The sequence below is a fragment of the Microbacterium cremeum genome (genome assembly GCF_015277855.1).
GTDB lineage: Bacteria > Actinomycetota > Actinomycetes > Actinomycetales > Microbacteriaceae > Microbacterium > Microbacterium cremeum.
The window spans coordinates 2,160,917-2,175,939 of record NZ_CP063812.1 but is presented as its reverse complement, the minus strand read 5'-3'; the positions used below and the strand labels follow the sequence as shown (position 1 = coordinate 2,175,939).

Annotated in this window: 16 protein-coding genes; 10 read left to right on the top strand and 6 right to left on the bottom strand. The window is 71.0% G+C overall.

The features are described 5' to 3' along the window. The first annotated feature begins 38 nt into the window (after positions 1-38). Positions 39-842 carry a PP2C family protein-serine/threonine phosphatase gene (locus IM778_RS09900; protein ID WP_228484490.1) on the top strand — a complete coding sequence of 268 codons (804 nt, stop codon included), beginning with the start codon at positions 39-41 and terminating at the stop codon, positions 840-842. A 46-nt stretch (positions 843-888) separates the two neighbouring features. Here the strand turns inward: IM778_RS09900 and IM778_RS09895 are convergent, their stop codons facing one another. The 5 genes from IM778_RS09895 to ctaE all read right to left on the bottom strand — a co-directional run bounded on the left by IM778_RS09895 (position 889) and on the right by ctaE (position 5,948). Further along, positions 889-1,308 carry a rhodanese-like domain-containing protein gene (locus IM778_RS09895; protein WP_194408746.1) on the bottom strand — a complete coding sequence of 140 codons (420 nt, stop codon included), beginning with the start codon at positions 1,306-1,308 and terminating at the stop codon, positions 889-891. Between the two features lie 195 nt (positions 1,309-1,503). Then, a complete protein-coding gene (qcrB, locus tag IM778_RS09890; protein WP_420488828.1) occupies positions 1,504-3,366 on the bottom strand; it encodes a cytochrome bc1 complex cytochrome b subunit in 1,863 nt (620 codons plus the stop codon). Further along, positions 3,363-4,442, bottom strand: coding sequence for a cytochrome bc1 complex Rieske iron-sulfur subunit (gene qcrA / locus IM778_RS09885; RefSeq protein WP_194408745.1), 1,080 nt, complete (start codon positions 4,440-4,442; stop codon positions 3,363-3,365). The genes qcrB and qcrA overlap by 4 nt, the downstream gene beginning before the upstream one ends. A gap of 37 nt (positions 4,443-4,479) precedes the next feature. After that, positions 4,480-5,283 carry a cytochrome bc1 complex diheme cytochrome c subunit gene (gene qcrC / locus IM778_RS09880; protein WP_194408744.1) on the bottom strand — a complete coding sequence of 268 codons (804 nt, stop codon included), beginning with the start codon at positions 5,281-5,283 and terminating at the stop codon, positions 4,480-4,482. A gap of 20 nt (positions 5,284-5,303) precedes the next feature. After that, the gene (gene ctaE / locus IM778_RS09875; protein WP_194408743.1) at positions 5,304-5,948 is read right to left on the bottom strand and encodes an aa3-type cytochrome oxidase subunit III; all 645 of its coding nucleotides are present in this window, start codon (positions 5,946-5,948) and stop codon (positions 5,304-5,306) included. A 187-nt stretch (positions 5,949-6,135) separates the two neighbouring features. Here ctaE and trpD point away from each other — a divergent pair, with 187 nt between their 5' ends. The 3 genes from trpD to IM778_RS09860 all read left to right on the top strand — a co-directional run bounded on the left by trpD (position 6,136) and on the right by IM778_RS09860 (position 8,806). Continuing rightward, a complete protein-coding gene (gene trpD / locus IM778_RS09870) occupies positions 6,136-7,197 on the top strand; it encodes an anthranilate phosphoribosyltransferase (protein WP_194408742.1) in 1,062 nt (353 codons plus the stop codon). Positions 7,198-7,291: 94 nt separating this feature from the next. After that, positions 7,292-7,783 carry an aromatic ring-opening dioxygenase LigA gene (locus tag IM778_RS09865; RefSeq protein WP_228484489.1) on the top strand — a complete coding sequence of 164 codons (492 nt, stop codon included), beginning with the start codon at positions 7,292-7,294 and terminating at the stop codon, positions 7,781-7,783. A 21-nt stretch (positions 7,784-7,804) separates the two neighbouring features. Continuing rightward, entirely contained in the window at positions 7,805-8,806 is a 1,002-nt protein-coding gene (locus IM778_RS09860; protein WP_194408740.1) for a PHP domain-containing protein, read from the top strand. Between the two features lie 28 nt (positions 8,807-8,834). Here IM778_RS09860 and IM778_RS09855 read toward each other — a convergent pair whose 3' ends face one another. Next, positions 8,835-9,767, bottom strand: coding sequence for a 5'-3' exonuclease (locus tag IM778_RS09855; RefSeq protein WP_194408739.1), 933 nt, complete (start codon positions 9,765-9,767; stop codon positions 8,835-8,837). A gap of 134 nt (positions 9,768-9,901) precedes the next feature. On the opposite strand from IM778_RS09855, the gene IM778_RS09850 reads away from it, so the two are divergent. The 6 genes from IM778_RS09850 to IM778_RS09825 are packed head-to-tail and all read left to right on the top strand — an operon-like array spanning position 9,902 to position 15,022. After that, positions 9,902-10,807, top strand: coding sequence for a hypothetical protein (locus IM778_RS09850; protein WP_194408738.1), 906 nt, complete (start codon positions 9,902-9,904; stop codon positions 10,805-10,807). After that, positions 10,804-12,063, top strand: a complete 1,260-nt coding sequence (locus tag IM778_RS09845; RefSeq protein ID WP_194408737.1) for an acylneuraminate cytidylyltransferase — start codon at positions 10,804-10,806, stop codon at positions 12,061-12,063. The genes IM778_RS09850 and IM778_RS09845 overlap by 4 nt, the downstream gene beginning before the upstream one ends. After that, positions 12,060-12,932, top strand: coding sequence for an N-acetylneuraminate synthase family protein (locus IM778_RS09840; protein WP_194408736.1), 873 nt, complete (start codon positions 12,060-12,062; stop codon positions 12,930-12,932). The genes IM778_RS09845 and IM778_RS09840 overlap by 4 nt, the downstream gene beginning before the upstream one ends. Continuing rightward, complete coding sequence (locus tag IM778_RS09835) at positions 12,929-14,239, top strand: DUF6716 putative glycosyltransferase (RefSeq protein WP_194408735.1); 1,311 nt, start codon at positions 12,929-12,931, stop codon at positions 14,237-14,239. The genes IM778_RS09840 and IM778_RS09835 overlap by 4 nt, the downstream gene beginning before the upstream one ends. 4 nt (positions 14,240-14,243) lie before the next feature. Beyond that, on the top strand, positions 14,244-14,609 hold the full coding sequence (locus tag IM778_RS09830) for a hypothetical protein (protein WP_194408734.1): 366 nt from the start codon (positions 14,244-14,246) through the stop codon (positions 14,607-14,609). A 47-nt stretch (positions 14,610-14,656) separates the two neighbouring features. Continuing rightward, on the top strand, positions 14,657-15,022 hold the full coding sequence (locus tag IM778_RS09825) for a TraR/DksA family transcriptional regulator (RefSeq protein ID WP_194408733.1): 366 nt from the start codon (positions 14,657-14,659) through the stop codon (positions 15,020-15,022). The last annotated feature ends 1 nt before the right edge of the window (position 15,023 follow it).

Sequence of the window (15,023 nt, the reverse complement as noted above, 5' to 3'; positions counted from 1 at the left end):
AGCGCGCACGTGAGGTCTCTCTCCTGAGGGGCGCTCACGTGCGTCTGCGTGCGGCCGCCGTCTCGGACGTCGGAGCGCACCGCGCGACGAACCAGGACGCCGCGTTCACGGCCTCCTGGGGCGCAGCCGTGGCCGATGGTGTCGGCGGCGGACCTGCCGGTGATCTCGCCTCGGCGGCGTTCGTGCACCGCCTTGCGGCGGGCCCGCTCGAGGGCATCCACGCGGAGCAGCTGGCTGACAGCATCCGGTCGGCCAACTGGGACCTCCGGCTGCACGTGCAGCGCGATCCCGCACTCCACGGCATGGCGACGACGTTCACCGGCCTCTTCGTGTCTCGCGACGGTGAGCTGCTGCTGGCGCATACCGGCGACTCACGCGCGTACCTCCTGCGCTCCGGCGTGCTGAGCCAGCAGAGCCGCGACGACTCGCTTGTACAGGCGCTGATCGACCAGGGTCTCGTCTCGCCTGAGGATGCCGCGAGCCACCCGCGTCGCAACGTGATCACCGCCTCCCTCAGCGGGGCGGAGCACGACGAGGCGACCGTCGCCGCGCACGACCACCAGGCCGGCGACCGCTGGCTGCTGTGCAGCGACGGGCTGACGGACTATGTTCCCGAGGCCGATGTCCGACGGATCCTGCTCGATCATCGCGCGGTCGAGGATGCGGCTGCCGCGTGCGTCACGCTCGCTCTCGACGCCGGAACGCGCGACAACGTCACGGTCGTCGTGGCGGACGTGGTCGCGAGTGACCTCGAGCCGGCCGATGCCGGCGCCGTGACAGGTGCGACCAGGTACTACGGTGCCGCGGCGGAGCGGTTCATGGAGGGGCTGGAGTCGGCCTGACCGACACGCAGGGCTCGCCGCCGGCACGTCTGCCGAGTCGCTGCGCTCAGTGGGCCACCGGCGCACGCACCACCATGACTTGCGGGTCGAAGACGCGGGGGAGTGCGCCTTCGTCGTTCTCGGTGGGCTGGCCCTCGCGCACCCAGTACTCGTAACCGCCGATCATCTCGCGGACGGCGTAGCCGAGCTTCGCGAATTCGACCGCGCCCTTGGCGCCGGCGTTGCACCCGGGGCTCCAGCAGTAGACGACGACGGGCGTTCCCGTGGGGATCTCGTGCGGCGCGCGCCCGGCGATGTCGCGGTACGGCATGTGGATCGCGCCTGAGATGCGCCCCTGCGCCCACGCCTCGTCGCCGCGGACGTCGACGAGCACGAACTCGTCGCCGGCCTTCTGCGCGGCGTACACGTCGGACGCGTCCGTCTCGAGGGCGAGCTTCGTGGAGAAGTACGTCAATGCGTCGGTCATGCCACCAGGCTACGACCCACGGCCTCGCCGGACCCGCCCGCGTGCGGACAGGGGACGCCGGAATCCTGCCGATCCGGGCGCGCCCCGAGACGGGACCGCCGATCGCGTGCGAAGCCGCGCGGGCGTGCGGAAACGACGGATGCCCCGGCACGATCCGTTGCGGTCGTGCCGGGGCATCCGGTGAGCGGACCGGGTCTACTGACCCGCCTCCTTCTCGCGGTTCTTCGCGGGCTTGGTGCCGGGCTCCGGCTCGCGCACGATCACGTTCGAGGGGCGAACCGCCGTCTCGGAGTTGCGGCCGTCGTCGATCGGCGTGTGCGGGGCATCCGGCACGCCGGCGCGGTCGTGGGCCGCTTGCAGCTCGGCATCCTCCTCGGCGGCGATGTGCTCCAGCGCGTGGTGCTGGTGCGCCAGCGCCGCGTCGAGCTCGCTCTGCGTGACGGGCGTGAGCCGGTCCTCGAAGAACCAGCGCGAGATCGACGCACGCACGTTCTGGTGCCAGGGGATCCGCCCCTTCGCGTTGGGACGCACGACCAGCGGCTCGTAGGTCTCGAAGTCGACCAGCTTGTACCGGTCGTACTCGTCGACGGGCTGGTGAACCTCGATGTACTCGCCGCCGGGGAGCCGGACGATGCGACCCGACTCGTACCCGTGGAGGGCGATCTCGCGATCCTTCTTCTGAAGGGCGACACAGATGCGCTTGGTGACGAAGTAAGCGACGATCGGCCCGACGATCAGCAGCGCCTGGAGGGTGTGGATGACGCCCTCCATCGTGAGCCAGAAGTGCGTCGCGATGATGTCGGAGGCCGCCGCCGCCCAGAGCACGGCGTAGAAGGTGACGCCGGCGGCGCCGATCGCGGTGCGCGTGGCCGCGTTGCGCGGACGCTGCGCGATGTGGTGCTCCCGCTTGTCGCCGGTGACCCACGCCTCGATGAACGGGTAGATGAGCACCACGAGGATGAACAGACCCAGGACGACCAACGGCACGAGGATGTTGAACGACCAGGTGCGGTCGAGGAACACGATCTCCCAGCCCGGCGGGACGAGGCGCAGCGCACCGTCGGCGAAGCCGATGTACCAGTCGGGCTGCGTGCCGGCCGAGACCGGAGACGGGTCGTAGGGGCCGTAGTTCCAGATCGGGTTGATCGTGAACAGCGAGGCGATCAGCACGATCACGCCGAACGTGATGAACAGGAAGCCGCCCATCTTCGACATGTAGACCGGCATCATCGGGTAGCCGACCACGTTGCTGTTCGTGCGCGCGGGGCCCGCGAACTGCGTGTGCTTGTTGATCACCATCAGCATGAGGTGGATCACGAGCAGGGCGACCAGGAGCGCCGGCAGCAGCAGGATGTGCAGCGCGTACAGGCGGCCGACGATGGCGGTGCCCGGGAACTCACCGCCGAACAGCAGGAACGACGTCCACGTGCCGATGAGCGGGATGCCCTTGACCATGCCGTCGATGATGCGCAGACCGTTGCCCGAGAGGACGTCGTCCGGGAGCGAGTAGCCGGTGAAGCCCTCACCCAGCGCAAGGATGAACATCACGAAGCCGATGACCCAGTTCAGCTCGCGCGGCTTGCGGAACGCTCCGGTGAAGAAGATGCGGAGCATGTGGACGCCGATGCCGGCGACGAACACCAGCGCGGCCCAGTGATGGATCTGGCGCACCAGGAGGCCGCCGCGCAGGTCGAACGAGATCTCGAGAGTCGAGGCCATGGCCGCCGACATCTCGATGCCGCGCATCGGAAGGTACGCGCCGGTGTAGTGGGTCTCGACCATCGACGCCTGGAAGAAGAACGTCAGGAAGGTTCCCGACAGCAGCACGACGACGAAGGCCCACATGGCGATCTCGCCGAGCATGAACGACCAGTGATCGGGGAAGATCTTGCGGCCGAGCTCCTTGACGAAGCCCGACAGGCTGGTGCGCTCGTCGATGTAGTTCGCCGTGGCGCCGATGAAGCGGCCGCCCAGCGGCTTGTCACGCGTGAGAGGCGGCTCGGGCGAGACGGCCGGCTCCCGAGTGAGGTTCTCGGTGGGGTGAGTGGCGGTACTCAATGACGCTCCCAGAAGCTCGGGCCGACGGGTTCGGTGAAGTCGCTCCGGGCGACCAGATATCCCTCATCGTCAACGGTGATGGGCAGCTGCGGCAGCGCCCGGGCGGCCGGGCCGAAGATGACCTTGGCGCGATCGGTGACGTCGAACTGCGACTGGTGGCAGGGGCACAGCAGGTGATGGGTCTGCTGCTCGTAGAGAGCGACCGGGCAGCCGACGTGCGTGCACACCTTGGAGTACGCGACGATCCCGTTGTACGACCACTCCTTGCGGTCCTCGGACTCGACGATCTGCTCCGGGAGCAGCCGGACGAGGAGCACGATCGCCTTCGCCTTCTCTTCGAGGTAGCCGCTGCTGTGCGACAGCTCGGCGAGCGCCTCGGGGATGACGTGCACGGCCGAGCCGAGCGTCAGGTCGGCAGCGCGGATCGGCTCACCGGTCGGGTCGTGCGCGAGGCGCATGCCCTTCTTCCACATCGTGTGCTCGAGAAGTGCCACCGGGTTGCCGGCGTCGGGGTGCTCGGGCGAATCGAACGGCGCGAGACCACGGAAGAGCACGATGCCGGGCGCGATCGAGGCGACCAGCGCCGCGATCATCGAGTTGCGGATCATGGTGCGGCGTCCGAAGCCGGACTCCTCGTTGGCGTCGGAGAACGCCTTGATCGCCGCGTCGCGCGTCGAATCCCGCCCGCGCGTCGCGTGGCGGGGCTCGATGAACTCCTTGTCGGAGACGACGGCCTTCGACCAGTGGATCGTGGCCAGGCCGATCGCCAGCAGCGCGAACGCGATGCCCAGGCCGATGAAGAGGTTGTTGGCGCGGATGTCGACGATCCGGCCGCTCTCGATCGGGAACAGGAAGTAGGCGGCGATGGCCCAGATGCTTGCGCCGACCGAGAGGTAGAAGAGCGTGTAGACCGTGCGGACGGCACGGCGCATCGCGACCGGGTCCTTGTCGGTCATCCGCTCGCGGTGAGGGGGGAGCCCAGGGTTGCTCACCGGGTCGGTGACCGCGACGGCGAGCCCGGGGGAGGGCTTCCAGGAAGCCCTCTCGTGCTCGAGCGGGTCGTCCTCGTGGGCCATGCTGCTCCTCGTCAGTGTTGCGTCTTGCGTACGTCGATCAGTTGGACTTCGCCGTGATCCACACGGTGAGGGCGATCAGCGAGCCGATGCCGAAGATCCAGATGAAGAGGCCCTCGGAGACGGGGCCGAGCGAGCCGAGCGAGAACCCGCCCGCCGACTCGTTGTCCTGCAGGTACAGCAGGTAGGTGATGATGTCGCGCTTCTCTTCGGTGGTCAGCGTCATGTCGTTGAACACCGGCATGTTCTGCGGGCCGGTCACCATCGCCGCGTACATGTTGAGTGGGGTGGTGGTGTGAAGCGCGGGCGCGTACTTGCCCTCGGTCAGAGCGCCGCCCGCACCGGCCACGTTGTGGCACATCGCGCAGTTGATGCGGAACAGCTCGCCGCCCTCGGCGGTGCGGCCGCCGCCGTCGAGGACCTCTTCGTCGGGGTAGGAGGGGCCCGGGGCGATCGACTGGATGTACGCGCCGATCGCGGCGATCTGCTCGTCGGTGAACTGCACCGGCTTCTCGGGAGCCTGGGGACCCTGCATCTGCAGCGGCATGCGGCCCGTGCTCATCTGGAAGTGGACGGCGAGCTCGCCGACGCCGTAGAGCGAGGGCCCCGTCTGGGTACCCTGGACATCGAGCCCGTGGCAGGTGGCGCAGTTCGCCTGGAACAGCTTCTGCCCGTCCTCGACGGTGAGTGCCGTGTCGACGGCGGTCTGCGGCGTCGTGGCCGCCATCGCGGCGGACGCGCCGGCGTAGACGCCGCCGGTGATGAGCAGGCCGATGCCGATCAGTGCGGCCGCGGCCCAGGGGCTGCGGCGGCCTTTCGAGCGGCGCGTGGTCTCTCGTGCCATGTCGGGTTTCAGCTCCGCTCTTATCGCAGGAAGTAGATGACGGCGAACAGCGCGATCCAGACGACGTCCACGAAGTGCCAGTAGTACGACACGACGATCGAGGAGGTCATCTCCTTGCGCCCGAAGTTCTTGACGGCGTAGGCGCGGCCGATCACCAGGAGGAAGGCGATGAGGCCGCCGGTGACGTGGAGGGCGTGGAAGCCGGTGGTGAGGTAGAACGCCGAGGCGTACGCGTTCGCCGTGATCGGCATGCCCTCGGCGACGAGCTGGGCGTACTCCCACACCTGGCCCGACACGAAGATCGCGCCGAGGGCGAAGGTCAGCCAGAACCACTCGACCATGCCCCACCGCTGCCAGAAGCGGTTCGTCTTGACGGTGTACGGCTGGAAGCGCTCGGCGGCGAACACGCCCATCTGGCATGTGACGGACGAGAGCACGAGGATCACCGTGTTGACGAACGCGTAGGGGATGTTCAGCAGCTGCGTCTCCTGCGCCCACAGCTCGGGCGAGGTGCTGCGCAGGGTGAAGTAGATCGCGAAGAGGCCGGCGAAGAACATCACCTCGCTGCCGAGCCACACGATGGTGCCGACAGCGACCGGATCCGGCCGCTTGACGGACCGCATGGCCTGGGAGTAGGTCGCTGTGGAGGTCGTCACGCTCCCCATTATGGCCGATTCGAGGCACCGATTTTCGCATCGGCGGGGACCCGATTGCAGGGAGCCGAACTTAGGGGGACCTAAGAGAACGCCGCGAGTCCGCCGTGAACCCGAGGTGAAGACGGGGAATCGTGCCGTGCGGGACCCCGTGTCACGAATCCGTTTCGATTCGCGCGCGCGGCTAGGCTTGTCAGCCATGGCGGAGCTGTACACCTGGCCGGGCATCCTCACGACACTCCTGGAGCGGCGCGATCTCAGCGTCTCGGAATCGACGTGGGCGATGCGGCAGATCATGTCGGGCTCGGCGACGCCCTCTCAGCTGTCGGGGTTCCTGATCGCGCTGCGGGCCAAGGGCGAGACGGTCGACGAGATCGTCGGCTTCCGCGACGCGATCCTCGAGGCGGCGCTCCCGCTGCCTGTGGACCCCGGAGTCCTCGACATCGTGGGCACCGGCGGCGACCGCTTCGGCACCGTCAACGTGTCGACGATGTCGGCGCTGGTGGCGGCGGCATCCGGGATCCCCGTCGTCAAGCACGGCAACCGCGCGGCCAGCTCGTCCTCGGGGTCGTCGGACGTGCTGGGGGCGCTGGGCGTCGATCTCGCACTGTCACCCGAAGCCGTGGCCGAGACGCTGTCGCGCGCCGGCATCACGTTCGCATTCGCCGCGGCGTTCCACCCGGGGTTCAAGCATGCCGGGCCGTCGCGCAGCGAGCTCGGCGTCCCGACCGTGTTCAACTTCCTCGGTCCGCTGGTCAACCCCGCGCGCGCCGAGGCGAACGCCGTCGGGGTGGCGCAGCTGGACCGCGTGCCGCTCATCACCGGTGTGTTCCGCACCCGCGGGGCGACGGCACTGGTGTTCCGGGGCGACGACGGGCTGGACGAGCTGACGACGACCGGTCACAGCCGCCTGTGGGAGATCAGCCGCGGCGACATCCACGAGCACGACCTCGACCCGCGCGATCTCGGCATCCCGCTGGCGGAGATCGACGACCTGCTCGGCGGCGACCCGCCGCACAACGCTGCCGTGGTGCGCCGGGTGCTGGGCGGTGAGGAGGGCCCGGTGCGCGACATCGTGCTCCTCAACGCGGCTGCGGGCATCGTGGCCTACCGACTGTTCCGCGATGCGGCGCAGGTGCAGCGCCCGATCCTGGAGCGGCTCGCCGAAGCGCGCGACGAGGCCGCGGCGGCGATCGACAGCGGCGGCGCCACCGCCACGCTGGAGCGCTGGGTGCAGACCACGCGCGCCCTCGCGTCCTGACGCTGACGGGCGGGGCCGACTCCGGCTCTTCCGCGTCGTCGGCGGGTGCCGCTAGCGTGAGGCGCGGAGTTCGCGTTCGCATATGGAGGACACCGTGACCGAAGACACCATCGCCCGCCTCGAAGGCTCCGTCGAACCGCCCGCGCGCAAGCTGGGCGGCGTGAAGGCCGTCGGCGTTCTGGGCATCCTCGCCGGGATCGTGCTCATCGTGGTCGGCGTCGTGGTCTGGATCATGGTCTCGAGCCAGCTGCAGGCAGAGCGGATCACCGTCCCCGACGACGCGATGGCGTTCCAGGGCCAGACGGTCGCCGGCCCGTTCACCGCCTACGTGCAGGCCGACATCATCCAGCACCACGCGCTCGAGGCGTCCGGGGGAAGGACGTATGCCGAGCTCGATCAGGACGATCCGCTGCGGGCGACCATGATGAACGCGTCGTTCCTGCGGGCGTCGCTGTTCACGTCGGTGGTGTCGTTCGGCGTCGCGGCCTTCGCGATCGGCATCGGCATCCTCTCGATCATGTTCGGCTGGGCGCTGCAGCGCCTCGCGAGCGCCCCGGTGGTCGTGCGGCGCGCCACGGCGGTGTGACGTGACGCGCCGGCAGGTCGCGTGAATCCCCACGACGCCCTCACCGAGATCGCGACGCTCCTGGAGCGCGAGCGGTCGTCGCGGTACAAGTCGAAGGCGTTCCGCGCGGCGGCCGACGCCATCGCGGGGCTGAGCGCCGAAGAGCTGGCCGATGCCGCCTCCCTGCGTCGCCGCAAGGGAATCGGGGAGTCGACGTTCGCCGTCATCCAGCAGGCGCTCGCCGGCGAGGTCCCGGAGTACCTCGAAGACCTGCGGGAGCGCGCCGGCATGCAGCGCAGCTCATCGCTTCGCGGCCTCCTGCGCGGCGACCTCCACTCGCACAGCGACTGGTCGGACGGCCTCACCTCGATCGACCTCATGGTCGACGCGGCGCGGACGCTCGGCCACGAGTACCTCGCGCTCACCGACCATTCGCCACGGCTCCGCGTGGCCAACGGCCTGTCACCGGAGCGGCTGCGCGAGCAGCTGGGCGTCGTGGCCGGGATGAGCGGCCACGGATTCACGCTGCTGTCGGGGATCGAGGTCGACATCCTCGACGACGGCTCGCTCGACCAACAGCCGGAGCTGCTCGACGAACTCGACGTCGTGGTGGCGTCGGCGCATTCGAAGCTCCGCATGGATCGCGCGCCGATGACGCGGCGCCTGGTCGCGGCGGCGTCGAATCCGCACGTCGACGTGCTCGGGCACGTCACCGGCCGTCTCGTGGAGGGCTCGCGAGGCACGCGACCGCCCTCCACGTTCGACGCGCGCGCGGTGTTCTCGGCGTGCGCCGAGCACGGCGTGGCGGTCGAGATCAACTCGAGGCCGGAACGGCAGGATCCGCCGGACGAGTTGATGGCGCTGGCGCTGGAGTTCGGATGCCTGTTCTCGATCGATTCGGACGCCCATGCGCCCGGCCAGCTCTCGCTCCTGGACTACGGCGCCGAGCGGGCCGAGCGGCTCGGGGTGCCGCCGGAGCGGATCGTGACCACGTGGTCTCTCGACCGCCTGCGCGCCTGGACCACGCGCGAGCGCGGCGCCTGAGCCGCCCGGCCCGGCACCGTGCCCGGCATCACCGGGCGTCGAGGGCGTCGAACGCGTCGACGATGCGGTTCATCGCGGCGCCCAGTGCCCACGTCTCGGCGAGGGCGGCGGCACCCGTCTTCTGCTCCGGGGTGAGGGGGCGCAGCCGCGTGTCGGGAACGGTCAGCGGAAGGTCGCGCACGACCGCGACGACCTTCGGGGCGACCTCGAGGTAGGGGAGGGCCGCGAGGATCTTCGCGCGGACTCCGGCCGACATCCCCTCGCCGCTCGCCGCCGCCTCGATGATGCGCTCGAGGTCGCCGTGGGTCGCGAGGAGACCCGCCGCGGTCTTCTCGCCGACCCCGGCGACGCCGGGAAGTCCGTCGGAGGTGTCGCCGCGCAGCGTCGCGAAGTCGGCGTACTGGGACGGCAGCACCCCGTATTTCGCGACCACCGATGCATCGGTGAGCACTTCGAGGTTGCTCATGCCCCGCGCCGTGTAGACGACGCGCACGTCCCGCCCGTCGTCGACGAGCTGGAAGAGATCGCGGTCGCCGGTCACGACGTCCACCGGCATCGTGGCGGCCGTGGCAAGCGTGCCGATGACGTCGTCGGCCTCGTGCTCGGGTGCTCCGACGATGCGGATTCCGACCGCTTCGAGTGCCGCCCTGATGACGGGCACCTGAATCTCGAGCGGATCCGGCACCACCTCGACGTCGGGGCCGGCGGCCACGACCTCTGCGACGCGGTGCGACTTGTAGGTCGGGATGAGGTCGACCCGCCACTGCGGGCGCCAGTCGTCGTCCCAGCAGGCCACGAGGTGCGTCGGCCGGTACGTCGTCACGAGCTTCGTGATGATGTCGAGGAACCCGCGCACCGCGTTGACGGGCGTGCCGTCCGGTGCGCGCACCGTGTCGGGCACGCCGTAGAACGCGCGGAAGTACAGCGAAGCACTGTCGAGCAACATCAGTCGGTCAGCCACAACGGCCATCCTGGCACGCGGTGCCGACGCCACGAGCCGTTCACCTCGCGGACCGCTTCGCGTCGCCTGCCGGAACCCGTCTCGTTCACGTCCGCCGCTCACCGTGGGGGGAACGGCCGGCGAGAGGAGGCGACATGGGCAGGAACGACGTGCTCGCGTGGGTGGAGTCGCCCCTTCAGCTCCTCGGCGCCGCGGAGTGGGCCGCCGCGCATCGCACCACGGTGCCGGTCGCGGGCCGGCTCACGGCGCAGATCTCCGAGACGGCCGATGAGCTGCTGGCCCGGGGCGCGCGCTTCGGCGAGCTCGAGCCCTATCTCGGCATCCCGTGGAACCTCCTCGCGCGGCACGGGCACTGGCTGATCGGCGACGGATTCTCGGGCCAGTTCCGCCTCGCCGCCGGCGTCCTCCGCCCGCACCGGGTCACCTTCCTCGACGACGGCGCCCTTGCGCTCTCGTTCGCCGACTCCCTGCTCGGCCGGAGGCCGTACGCGCGACCGGGCGTGCACGAGCGGGGCCTCACGACCCTCGTCGCGCCGTTCGCCGCGGAGGTCGTGCACCGGCGCGCAGGAGCCCGTCGCGCCCACCTCTTCACGGCGTTCGACCTCGGCGCCGACCGCGTCGAGGCGCTCGGGGACCGCGGGTTCGGCATCCGTCGCCATGACTTCTCGTGGACGCGCGCGACGGCGCCGGCGGCGCCCGATCTCGGCCGTCGTATCGTGCTCGGCAGTGCACGGCCCGTCGACGGCCGTATGCCGGCGGCCGACTACATCGCGTGGGTGACGGATGCCGCAGCCGGCGGCGCGGTCTACCTGCCGCATCGCCGTGAGACCGCCGAGCAGCTCGCCGCCGTCGCCGCGATCCCCGGGGTCGACATCCTCGAGACGCGGCTGCCGGTGGAGCTCGTGCTCGCCGGCGCCCGGCAGCCGCTCGACATCCGCACGCTGCCCTCGAGCACGACGAGCACGCTGCCGCTCGTGCTCGCGGGCACCGGATCGACCGTCCGCACCGGGACGACGCCGCGCCGGAAGGCCGTCGCGTGAGCGAGGTCGTCGCCATCATCCCCGCCCGCGGCGGGTCGAAGGGCGTCGTCCGCAAGAACCTGCGTCGCGTCGGCGGCGTGCCGCTCGTCGCACGGGCCGTGGACGCCGCGGTGCGGTGCGATGCGATCGATCGCGTCGTCGTCACCACCGACGACGCAGAGATCGCCGCGGTCGCCGCCGAGTGGGGCGCCGAGACGATCGCGCGCCCGGCCGAGCTGTCGGGCGACGAGGCGTCGTCCGAGAGCGCGCTGCTGCACGCCCTCGACGTGCTCGAAGCGCGTCGCATCGACGTCGGCGTCGTCGCGTTCGTACAGGCCACCTCGCCCTTCATCGACATCGACGCCCTCGCGGGCGCCGTGCAGCTGGTGCGCTCACGCCGTCGCGACAGCGTGTTCTCCGCGGTCGAGACCTACGGGTTCCTGTGGGAGAAGGGCGCCGGCGGTGCCGCACAGGCGGTCAACCACGACGTCGAGGTGCGGCCTCGCCGCCAGGACCGCACGCCGCACTACCTCGAGACCGGCGGCTTCTACGTCATGCGCGCGGCGGGATTCCGTGCCTCCCGCCACCGCTTCTTCGGAAGCGTCGGCATCGCCGAGGTGTCGCCGCGCGGTGCCCTCGAGATCGACACGGCCGATGAGCTGGAGATCGCGCGCGCGCTCGCCCCGCTCGTCGACCGTCCCGAGCCGATCATCGCCGACGCGGTCGTCACCGACTTCGACGGCGTCCACACCGACGACAGCGTCCGCGTCGATCAGGGCGGCGGCGAGTCGGTCACCGTGAGCCGCTCGGACGGCATGGGCGTCTCGCTGCTGCGGGCCGCCGGCATCCCCTTCCTCATCCTGTCGACCGAGACCAACCCGGTGGTGTCGGCCCGTGCCCGCAAGCTCGGCGTCGATGTCCTGCAGGGCCAGGGCGACAAGGCCGCGGCCCTGCAGTCGTGGGCGGACGAGCACGGCATCGCGCCGTCGCGCATCGCGTACCTCGGCAACGACGTCAACGACCTGCCCTGCCTCGACCTCGTGGGGTGGCCGGTGGCCGTCCCCGAGGCGCATCCGCTGGTGCTGGCGTCGGCGCGCGTGGTCCTGGACCACCGCGGCGGGGCGGGCGCCGTGCGCGAGCTCGCCGAGCGCGTGCTCGCCGGGACGGCGTCGCGCACCGGCAGCGCCAGCACCGGCAGCACCGGCAGCACACAGATCCACGCGACCGGTCGCCGCAGCGCGACCGGTCCGACCACCGCACCACAGGAGGCATCATGACCGTCAGGATCGGAAACCGCGTCGTGGGAGGCGGGCGACCCGCGTACGTCATCGCCGAGATCGGTCTCAACCACAACGGCGACGTCGAACTGGCCAAGCGCCTCATCGACGTCGCGGCCGACGCCGGGGTGGATGCCGTGAAGTTCCAGAAGCGCACGCCCGAGATCGCCACGCCCGAGCACATGCGCGATGTGCCGCGCGAGACCCCGTGGGGCACGATGACGTACTTCGCCTACCGGCAGCGCGTCGAGTTCGACCGCGACCAGTACATCGAGGTGTCCGACCACGCGATGCTGCGGGGGCTGGAGTGGTTCGCGTCGCCGTGGGACGAGCCGAGCGTCGCGTTCCTCGAGGACCTCGGGGTCCACGCGCACAAGGTCGCCTCGGCCTGCCTCACCGACCACGGACTGCTGCGGGCCCTCCGCGACACCGGCAAGACGATCATCCTCTCGACGGGGATGTCTACGATCGAAGAGATCGACGCGGCCATCGAGGTGCTCGGCACCGAGCGTCTGCTGCTCATGCACGCCACCTCGACGTACCCGATGGAGCCCGGCGAGGCGAACCTGCGCATGATCCCGGCGCTGCGCGAGCGGTACCCCGGTGTTCCCGTCGGCTACTCGGGGCACGAGCGCGGCCTGCAGATCTCGCTCGCCGCCGTCGCCCTCGGCGCGGTCGCCGTGGAGCGGCACATCACGCTGGACCGCACGATGTGGGGGTCCGACCACGCCGCCTCGCTCGAGCCCGCGGGCCTGCAGCACCTCGTGCGCGATATCCGCGTCATCGAGGCCGCACTGGGTGACGGCGTCAAGCGCGTCTACCCCGGCGAGCTCGCGCCGATGGCGAAGCTCCGCCGCGTCCCGGCGTGAGCCCATCGGGCCCGCGCGGCGAACGGCTGCGCGTCGTCGCGATCGCCGACACCGACTCGTACGTGAAGTGGGCGGCGTCGCTGCTGGGCGGCCTCGACGGGCGGTGGGATGCCTCGGTGCTCGTGCTGAGCACGCCGGTCGCGGTGAGCGAAGCCCAGCTCGCGTCCGCGCTGCGCGGCAGCGGCCTGCCGCGCGACCGGGTCGAGCGCGTGGAGTACGCGGGTCTGGCCGCGCGGCTGCGCGACCTGCGGGCGGACGCGGTCGTGCTGGCCGCGCGCGGACCGCTCGTGCGCGTGCTCGCGCGCGACGTCGCGGCGCTCTCGCCCCGGCCCGTGATCGCGACCGGCCTGCCCGGCATCTCGATCCCCGCGACGCGCAAGGCGGTCGTGTACCGGCTGCAGAGCGACCTGTTCGTGGTGCACTCGCGCCGAGAGCTGCGCGAGTTCGGCGCGCTGTCGGCCCGGACCGGCTACACGCATCGCTACGCGCTCGCCACGCTGCCGTTCGCGCGGTCGCGTCCCGGGCGCCGTGCGGCCGCCGAGGGCACCGACCTGGTGTTCGCCACGCAGGCGAAGGTCCCGGCGGACCGAGCCGATCGTCTGCGCATCGCGCGGATGCTGGTGCGAGCCGCCGAAGCCGATCCCGGACGCCGGGTCGTGGTGAAGCTGCGCGCGGCGACCGGCGAGCATCAGACGCACGTCGAGCAGGACGGCTATCCCGAGCTTCTCGCGTCGCTCGGCCCGCTTCCCCCGAACCTGGTGACCTCCACCGCCGCGATGGGTGACGCCCTCGACGCTGCGGAGGGTCTGGTCACGGTGAGCTCGACCGCCGCGATCGAGGCGATCGCCCGTGGTGTGCCCGTGATCGCCCTCGACACGTTCGGAGTGTCGCCGCGGCTGATCAACGAGACGCTCGCCGACGCCGATCTGCTCGGCTCCGAGGACGACGTCGTCGCGCGACGGTTCCGGCATCCGGATCCGGAATGGCTCGACGACAACTACTTCCACCCCCCGCACGCCGACGACTGGGAGGACCGGCTCGCGCAGCTCGTCTCGCTGCGACGCGCCGACGCGCTCGCGCCGCGCGCGCCGTTCGCCCGGCGCGGCGGCGCGTTGCGCGACGCGTGGGAGCGCAAGACCGCGCTCGGCGCCGACGACGCGTCCGCGGCCGGCGCGGTGGCCTACGCGATCGGGATGCCGCTGCGCACCGTGGTGCGGATGCTGCAGCGGTCACGCCGCGCGCTGCGCTGGGCGCGCTCGGCGCCGGTCGCCCCCCTGGCCGAGCGGCACGTGCGCCTGCCATCATGACGGCATGAAGTCCGTCCAGCCGCTCGCGGCGACCCTCGTCGCCGGAATCGTCCTGCTCCTCGCCGCGTGCGTGCCCGCGGAGCCCGTCATCGCACCCGTGACCCGCGATGCGGGGTCGCTGCAGGGGGCGACCGTCGAGCTCGAGGTCGGGCAGGTGCTGAACATCGACACCGGCGATCTCGCCGTCGACAGCTACCGCGGCGAGGTCGCCGACCCGTCCATCGCCCGGTTCACGCCGGGCCGCGAAGAGGACGGCGCGACCTTCAACCCGGGTGTGGAGGGCCTCGCGGAGGGGCGGACGGAGGTCGTGCTCTCCAACTCCGGCGGCGGCATCCAGGATGTGACGTTCACGGTCGAGGTATCGGACTGACGGCAGGGCACGTGCTCTACGACCGTCCACGGGCGTACGCTTCATCGATGACCTCCGCCGCGAGCAGGACCGAGCTGCGCGAGCTCCTGGACGAGTTGCGCGAGCACGCCGTCGCGCGCCTGGCGGCGATGGACGAGACGATCGCGGAGCTGCGCGCCGATCGCGGTGCGGACGTCGCCGACGACGAGCACGATCCCGAAGGCGTCACGCTGTCGGGGGAGTGGGCGCGCGCGGTGGGGCTCCAGGAGGCGGCGCTGCGCGAGATCACCGAGATCGACGACGCCGTGCAGCGGTGGGAAGCCGGGACCTACGGCGTATGCGTCGACTGCGGCCGCGGCATCCCGATCGCGCGTCTGCGCGTGCGTCCGTTCGCGACCCGCTGCGTCTCGTGCGCCGAGAAAGCGGGCTCCTGAC